The sequence below is a fragment of the Clostridium polynesiense genome (assembly GCF_000820705.1).
Taxonomy (GTDB): Bacteria; Bacillota; Clostridia; order Clostridiales; family Clostridiaceae; genus Clostridium_AA; species Clostridium_AA polynesiense.
This window is the reverse complement of sequence record NZ_CCXI01000019.1, coordinates 1-7,387: the sequence shown is the minus strand read 5'-3', so window position 1 is coordinate 7,387 and position 7,387 is coordinate 1. Positions and strand designations below refer to the sequence as shown.

Sequence of the window (7,387 nt, the reverse complement as noted above, 5' to 3'; positions counted from 1 at the left end):
GCATAACCTTTATAAACCCCTGTATGGTGCTTTTTCCTTTTTCATTTTCACCATAAATTATATTTATACCGGGTTTGAGATTTAAATCTTTATTTTTAAGCTTCCCAAAGCTTTTAATCCTTATTTTTTCTATAATCATTTAATTTTAATTTCACCCCCGGAAAGAGCATGAAAGCCAAGTTTTAAAGCTTCTTTATAAAGAAGCTTTTCCTCTTCATCCTCTGCATTATTTAATTTCTCCAGAAGCTTCTTAGCATAAATACCTTTTAAGGTGAATTTTTCAGAAATAGTTTCAGCATCTATCTTTACTGAAGTATTATCTATAAGCTTAACAAAATAAAATTCATTCTCCAGTTTAGAATGCAGCAATTCTGTATTAAGGATGAAGTACTCCTCTATCTCACCGGTAAGTATAATCTTAAAAAGGTCATGTTCCATATTTTCAGAAATTTCCCCTTTGATACGGCTTACTATGTCGTCATAGGTTTCACAGCCTGTAATATCAATTTCTCTTATGTAATATTTCCTTTTTGATAAAGGCACAAACTTTAAGTTCACTCTTCCTTTGGAAATTTCGCCGGCTATTATTCCCTTTTCTCCAGTTTCATCAAAACCTCTTCCTTCCGGATTACCGCTGTAGGCATAATGGGTTTTTCCTTCTCTTAATATCCCTGAAAAGCTGTGTCTGTGTCCTAAGGCGATGTATTCCATCCCAGACTCACCGATTTCCTTCAGGGTAAATGGGTTATAATCATTAGCTCCGCTTAAGCTTAAGTCCCCATGCATAACCATAATATTTATGTAATTATCATTTTGAGCTTTAATATCTTTTAAAAGAGATTCCCTTTCATGAGATTTAGAAAAGCCTATTCCATGGACTATAGTGTTTAATTCCTTTAATTCTACAGCTTCTCTGCACCCTTTGAATATATAAACATTTTCCGGCCACTTAACCAGGCTGTAGAAGGATTTATTGTTATATGGATCATGATTTCCAGGAGATATAAATACCTTTGTTTCCGGTATCTCCATAAACTTTTTAACTATATAATCTAAGGTTGTTTTCATTACTGTACTATTATCAAAGAGATCCCCTGCCATAAGTACGATATCAGCTTTATATTCCTTGGATAAATCAATTATTTTGCCAAAGGTTTCTCTTAAATCTTCTTTTCTTTCTTCTGCGGCCTTAATAGGTAAATCGCTAAAAGGGGTGTCAAAATGAATATCTGCAAAATGTATTATTTTAATATTATTCATTATATTCTTCCTTCCAAAACGAACTTCTGTTCCCATTTTAACATAGTTTTATCAATTAAAAAAGAGGCACATTTAGTGCCTCTCTTTTTGTAGTACGATAATAAATTTATAAACTTTCTGGCGGTACATCCTTAGCCATAATTACTCCTCACTTTCCTAAAGGGTAAATAATCAGCTTCAGTTACCAGCTGAAAGCAATAGCATAAAGCTATTTTAAGTTATTTTCGTACTCCTGTACCATACGTTTTACCATTTCTCCACCTACAGACCCACATTGTCTTGATGAGAGATCTCCATTGTAATCGCTAAAAGGAACTCCAAGCTCCCTAGCAACTTCCTGCTTAAATTTACTTAGTCCCTGTTTTGATTCAGGTACAAGCACTCTGTTTGCCATGGCTCTTTCCTCCTTTGGCTTTGATTTGGTAATTAATAAGCTCTTGAGATTTTAATCTCTGCTGCTTACACTATTATATTAACCGGATTCAAAATTAATAAACTCATAAATTTTATACAACCCTGCCATTGTTTTAGCTTGTTTCCATTTTTTTATTTATTTAAAGAATTGAATCTATTAATGATGTCTTCACCGTATTTGTCCTGAAGCTTGTCCATAACACTATCGATTTTTTGATTTTTTAAATTATTATCCTTTATATCATCAAACAAGCTGGTTTGCTCTATAATTTCTTCACAGAGTCCGGAAAGGGATATTCCTAAAAGTCTTACAGGCTCATACTGCCACTTGTTATCAAAGAGCTGGCACGCTATATCATATACTATCTTTGTAGAATTAGTTGCTGCTTTAAGCTTTCTTTGATGAGAATAATTTATGAAATCGCTGGTTTTAATATGAACAGATATTGTAGAACTGTATCTTTTCATATCTCTTAGCCTTCTGCATATCTTTTTAGATATTTCAAGGAGTATTTTGTGAGCCTCATCTCTGCTTTGAACATCAGAAGGAAGAGTTAATTCGCTGCTTATTAACTTTGCCTCCTCCTCAGTATATATAACATCGTCACTTCCTATTCCATTAGCATATTTCCATATCATTTCACCATAGCTTTTGAACTTTTGCTTTAATAATGAAACATCATAACCTGCTAAATCTCCTATGGTGAATATATACATATCATTTAATCGGCTTTTAGCTTTTTTACCAACCATAAAAAGCTCTTCTACCGGCAGAGGCCAAAGCTTTTTCTTTATTTCTTCAGGATAAAGGGTATGAATTTTATCGGGTTTTTCAAACTCTGAGGCCATTTTTGCCAGAAGTTTATTTGTAGATATTCCTACATTAACAGTAAAACCAAGCTCTTTTTTTATTCTTTCTTTAATTTCATAAGCCAGCTCATAAGGATTTTTACCTGCTATTGCTGTTACATCTAAAAAACTTTCATCAATAGAGTACTTTTCAATAAAGTCCGTATATTCCTTAAAAATTTTTATAACTTCACCGCTGTAATATCTGTATACATTAAACTCTGAAGGGTACAGTTTAAGATTAGGACACTTTTTTTTAGCTGAAAAAATACTTTCACCAGTTACAACTCCAAACTTTTTTGCAGGGTTTGATTTTGCTAATATAACTCCTCTTCTTGAAGCCTCATCGCCTCCAATTGCAGAAGGTATAGTTCTAATATCAATTTTCTCCCCCTGCTTTAACCTGTAAACCGCACTCCAGGAAAGGAAAGCATTATTTACATCTATATGAAATATTATTTTATTCATAAAACCTTCCTTTCTAAAAATAAACTATATGTACATTATATCAAAATCCTAGAGAATTTTTAATTCCATTAAATATTTGAAGTTTAAAATTAAAATACAAAATGAAGGATGAAGCTCCTATCGGAATTTCATCCTTCATTTTTAATTTTTATTTTAAATTAACCTTTCTACATTATATCCATATTTAAAACTTCGATGAACTTCTTTACGTAGGCAGGTAAATCCGATGGCGTTCTGCTGGATACCAAGTTCCTGTCTATTACAACCTCTTCATCTGTCCACTCCGCTCCTGAATTCACCATATCATCTTTGATCGCCTTTACACTTGTTACTTTTCTGCCTGCTAATATTTTTGCAGATACTGTTACCTGACCGGCATGGCAGATTTGCCCTATAGGCTTTTTCATGTCATCTGCAGTTTTAACTAAATCTAAAGCCTCCTGAATAACTCTCAGCTTATCCGGCGCATAACCACCGGGGATTATAATACCATCATAGTCCTGGGCATTAACTTCGCTGAAACTCAAATCAGAAGTAGCGGAAACCCCATGCTTTCCTTTATAAACCTTACCAGCCTCCCTTCCTACTAACTTGACCTCTATACCTTCTTCTCTAAGCCTTAAAACCGGATACCACAATTCCAGATCCTCAAAAAGCTCTGCTACGAAACATAATACTTTTTTATTTTCTTTCATGGTGTACCTCCTAATATTCTTATTTATTATATCTTACCAATATTATCTATATTCTTTATGAACTTATAATTAATATATATTAAATAATATATATCTCTCTATATTAGAAACTACAACTACAGAGAAAAGTCATAATATGATAATTCTGTAATCAATCCTAGGTTGAACTGTTAAAATAATTATTTTATAATAATAACTGTTGGAATTATATTTAAAACCATACTTGAAAGGAGAAAATATTATGAAAAAACTTTATTCTGCTTCTCTTCTATATTTAATTTTAGGTTTATCTGCAGGAGTATTCTTTAGAGAATTTACAAAATTTAGCAAGTATACAGGGATAACTTCATTAAAAGGCCTTCATCCTCATTTACTTGTCCTTGGATTTATATTCTTCCTGATTTTAATGTTAACCGCAAACTTTACACACCTTCATGAGCATAAACATTTTAATCAATGGTATATAGTTTATAATGTAGGTTTATTATGGACAACCATATCCATGGCTGTAAGAGGAATACTTCAGGTAAAAGGAACAGACTTTAACGGCTTGCCTCATATAGCTGGCACAGGGCATTTTATATTGGGAGCAGCTTTAATATGGTTTATGATTATACTTAAAAAACATATAATCACAAACAAGTAATCTATTTTTAAATAATAGAGCTTTATATTTAAGTTTATATATATATTCTTCAAACTTTTTAAAGCTTATATAAAATATCCTCTAAAACCCTTGGAATATTATAATATCTGCATTATCCTCTATTCATGCTAAAAAACACAGAATAAAAGCAGGTAATATTCATAGCAGATAAAGACAAAATGTCAAGAGAAGAAGCAGGTAGAAAGGTCGGAGAAGCCAGAAATAACTCCAAATAAAAGTGTTTAATAGTTAAATTTAAATAAAAAACTCACTTACATTTTTGTAAGTGAGTTTTTTATGCGTCAGATAAGCTGCATCAAACTATATTTTAATCCTCTTTAACCGTAATTCTTCTATAATTCATAGGATTTTTACACCAGTTTTATTAATCCCAATTAATATGTACTACCGGTTTAATTAAATCTCGTGGTTTCTCATCCATTAAAATGAATGCATCCTTAATCTTATCAAAGCCTTCAAATTTATAATTTAATAACTTTTCAGGATGTACACGATCATTCTTAATCAAGCTGAGCATCTTTTCAATACGATAGGCTCCTCCAGGGCAAAAGCCTCCACGAATCTTAATATCAGACATTCCAAGTCCCCATAATAGCACAGGAATCTGGAAACTTTCCGTTGCATCATAAAAGTTTACATTAGCAATGGTTCCATTTGGTTTTGTAATGGACAACGCCTGATTCATACTACCAGCATTTCCACCGGCAATTATCACGCAATCAACTTTACCTTCCATTGCTAAAATCTGCTCAACAATATCTCCCTCTTTATAGCTCACAATATCCGTTGCACCATATTCTTTTGCCAGCTCTACACAGTTTGGACGCGTACCGATTGCAATTATTCTACCAGCACCTCTTAATCTCGCACCAGCTACTGCCATCAGTCCCACAGGTCCAATCCCAAAGACAACCACTGTATCTCCGAACTGTACATCTGCCATCTCTACTCCATAAAATCCTGTAGACATCATATCAACTGACATTAATGCTGCATCTACAGATACACCTTCTGGTAAGAGCACCAAATTAGCATCTGCATGATTGATTTTAAAATACTCTGCAAATACTCCATCCATACTGCTTACTAGTTTGAAGCTCTTCATTAATTCTGAATCATGGGCATTATTGCTTCCTTTCTTCTGCAGAGACACTTCATCCCAGTCCGGCGTACAGCAAGGAACTACCACTGTATCTCCAGCCTTAAATTTTCGGACAAGATTACCTACTTCCACTACCTGTGCCACTGCTTCATGGCCCAAAATTCTGTTTTCCTTAGGACCTGCACCTCCATGCATCACATGTGTATCACTGGAGCAAGGCGCTACTGCTATAGGTCTTAAAATAGCATCAAGTGGTCCTGCTGTAGGTTTTTCCTTTTCTAACCATCCGTGATTTCCTACATTAAACATACCATAGCCTTTCATAAACATTCTCCTTTCTATCTTATAAATCCATTATAACATTATTCTTCATTATTTCCCTTAAAAACACCAATTCATATCTTATATTTTGATATTTTTCGATATTATTATACTTTTATATCCATAAAATATTGGTTAAATATAAAAGTTGCTTGATTTGCTTCTATACTCTAACGTTTAATGATATAATATTTATATATTTACATTATTGGTATATAATTACATAGATATTATTGAAGTGTTTTTATTCTAGTATTTATGAATAAAAAACAGAGGAGGTTCACAGTAAAATGAAAAGAAAAGAAATCTTAAAATTTATTTTATGTCTCACACTTCTACTTTCCATTGCTTTTAATATATATTTTGTAATGCCGCATAAAGTTTCGGAATCTATTTCAAGAGGATATTATTTATCAAGAGAAGCAAATGGGATGCTATATAAACTTTCAATCATGGATGATAATAAAGTACTTCTTTATGGCGATAAAAATGATTTATTATTTGAAGGAAAATTAGAATTTGATGAAAAAGAGAATTGTTACCTAATAAAAAACGAAGCCCACACATATCAGGTAGTTGCACGAGATGATACTGTATTCTTACCAATCATTGAAAACGGAAAAATAATCAGCAAGTTATTTAGGAAAATAGATAACGCTTCCGTTACCTATGAGAGTAAGTAATAAAAATATTAATAAGCATTAAAACAAAAGTCACCAGAAAAATTCTAGTGACTTTTAATTTGGCAGGGGCACGAGGACTTGAACCCGGAACCAACGGTTTTGGAGACCGCTACTCTACCAATTGAGCTATACCCCTATATTTACTTGATTTTTATTCATATTGGCAGGGGCAGCAGGAATCGAACCCGCAACCAACGGTTTTGGAGACCGCTACTCTACCAATTGAGCTATACCCCTAACATGAACATTAACTATTTTATAACATTTTCGTCAAAATAGCAAGGGTAATTTTAAAAAACCTCTCCATTTTAAGAAGAGGTTTTTTTTATTATACTATTTTAAAGCCTGCTCGTTTTACTTCTTCTGTAATTTTATCAATTTTGTCGGTGGTCATTCTTACTACTATTTCTTTTACATCTGTAACACTTCTTGGATCTACTACTACGAAACTGATTACATCTGCATTATTTTCAGTGAGTATTATGGCTAGCTTAGAAATCTGTCCTGGAACATCAAAGGCTATTACCGCAAGTCTTTGTCCTTTATTAAGTCCAAAAACCTGAGTAAACTGCTCAAAAACAGCTTTATGAGTCAATATCCCTTTAAAATCCTGAAACTCGTCCACTACAGCTACAAAGGGTATTCACATCGTTTGAAGCATAGATACTGCCTTTTCAACCTCTTTTGAAGGTTCGATGGTTGGGATGTCTTTTCTCAGCATCTGCTCTACGGTGAAATCTTCTAATATTGTTTTTTTATCTCCACTGCTTTCAAAATAAAAAGAATAAATCCTTTCTTTGGTTATAGCCCCATAAAACTTTTGATCTTTAACTACCGGTAATGACAGGTATCCTGTATCATTTAATAACTGCAGTGCATTTTTCACTGAAACTTCTGGAGTTATTATAGTAAGTTTTTCATATGGCTG

The 7,387-nt window shown here is 33.0% G+C and carries 10 protein-coding genes and 2 tRNA genes; 2 read left to right on the top strand and 10 right to left on the bottom strand.

What is annotated here, in order from left to right:
• From TA89_RS17905 to TA89_RS02875, 5 genes are all read right to left on the bottom strand, one after another.
• Nucleotides 1-139: ATP-binding protein (locus tag TA89_RS17905; protein ID WP_147590050.1), on the bottom strand; the 139-nt coding region annotated here is incomplete at its 3' end.
• Nucleotides 136-1,260, bottom strand: coding sequence for a metallophosphoesterase family protein (locus tag TA89_RS02890; protein WP_040210681.1), 1,125 nt, complete (start codon nt 1,258-1,260; stop codon nt 136-138). The genes TA89_RS02890 and TA89_RS17905, both read right to left, overlap by 4 nt.
• A gap of 208 nt (nt 1,261-1,468) precedes the next feature.
• Nucleotides 1,469-1,654, bottom strand: a complete 186-nt coding sequence (locus TA89_RS02885) for an alpha/beta-type small acid-soluble spore protein (protein WP_040210680.1) — start codon at nt 1,652-1,654, stop codon at nt 1,469-1,471.
• Nucleotides 1,655-1,806: 152 nt separating this feature from the next.
• A complete protein-coding gene (locus tag TA89_RS02880) occupies nt 1,807-2,991 on the bottom strand; it encodes a Y-family DNA polymerase (protein ID WP_040210679.1) in 1,185 nt (394 codons plus the stop codon).
• A 167-nt stretch (nt 2,992-3,158) separates the two neighbouring features.
• Nucleotides 3,159-3,686, bottom strand: a complete 528-nt coding sequence (locus TA89_RS02875; protein WP_040210678.1) for a type 1 glutamine amidotransferase domain-containing protein — start codon at nt 3,684-3,686, stop codon at nt 3,159-3,161.
• Between the two features lie 241 nt (nt 3,687-3,927).
• On the opposite strand from TA89_RS02875, the gene TA89_RS02870 reads away from it, so the two are divergent.
• Nucleotides 3,928-4,332, top strand: a complete 405-nt coding sequence (locus TA89_RS02870) for a DUF2871 domain-containing protein (protein ID WP_040210676.1) — start codon at nt 3,928-3,930, stop codon at nt 4,330-4,332.
• 385 nt (nt 4,333-4,717) lie between these two features.
• On the opposite strand, the gene TA89_RS02865 is transcribed toward TA89_RS02870, so the two are convergent.
• Nucleotides 4,718-5,779 (bottom strand): zinc-binding dehydrogenase, encoded by a 1,062-nt coding sequence (locus TA89_RS02865; RefSeq protein WP_040210675.1) that lies wholly within the window; start codon nt 5,777-5,779, stop codon nt 4,718-4,720.
• A gap of 287 nt (nt 5,780-6,066) precedes the next feature.
• Here TA89_RS02865 and TA89_RS02860 point away from each other — a divergent pair, with 287 nt between their 5' ends.
• The gene (locus tag TA89_RS02860) at nt 6,067-6,459 is read left to right on the top strand and encodes a hypothetical protein (RefSeq protein WP_040210674.1); all 393 of its coding nucleotides are present in this window, start codon (nt 6,067-6,069) and stop codon (nt 6,457-6,459) included.
• 60 nt (nt 6,460-6,519) lie between these two features.
• On the opposite strand, the gene TA89_RS02855 is transcribed toward TA89_RS02860, so the two are convergent.
• The 4 genes from TA89_RS02855 to TA89_RS18735 all read right to left on the bottom strand — a co-directional run.
• Nucleotides 6,520-6,595 (bottom strand) — tRNA-Trp (locus TA89_RS02855).
• A 25-nt stretch (nt 6,596-6,620) separates the two neighbouring features.
• Nucleotides 6,621-6,696: transfer RNA gene (locus TA89_RS02850), tRNA-Trp, on the bottom strand.
• A 91-nt stretch (nt 6,697-6,787) separates the two neighbouring features.
• Nucleotides 6,788-7,084 carry an ACT domain-containing protein gene (locus tag TA89_RS18740; RefSeq protein WP_242850062.1) on the bottom strand — a complete coding sequence of 99 codons (297 nt, stop codon included), beginning with the start codon at nt 7,082-7,084 and terminating at the stop codon, nt 6,788-6,790.
• Nucleotides 7,085-7,102: 18 nt separating this feature from the next.
• Nucleotides 7,103-7,387 (bottom strand): CBS domain-containing protein (locus TA89_RS18735; protein WP_242850061.1); only part of this gene is annotated, 285 nt, incomplete at its 5' end.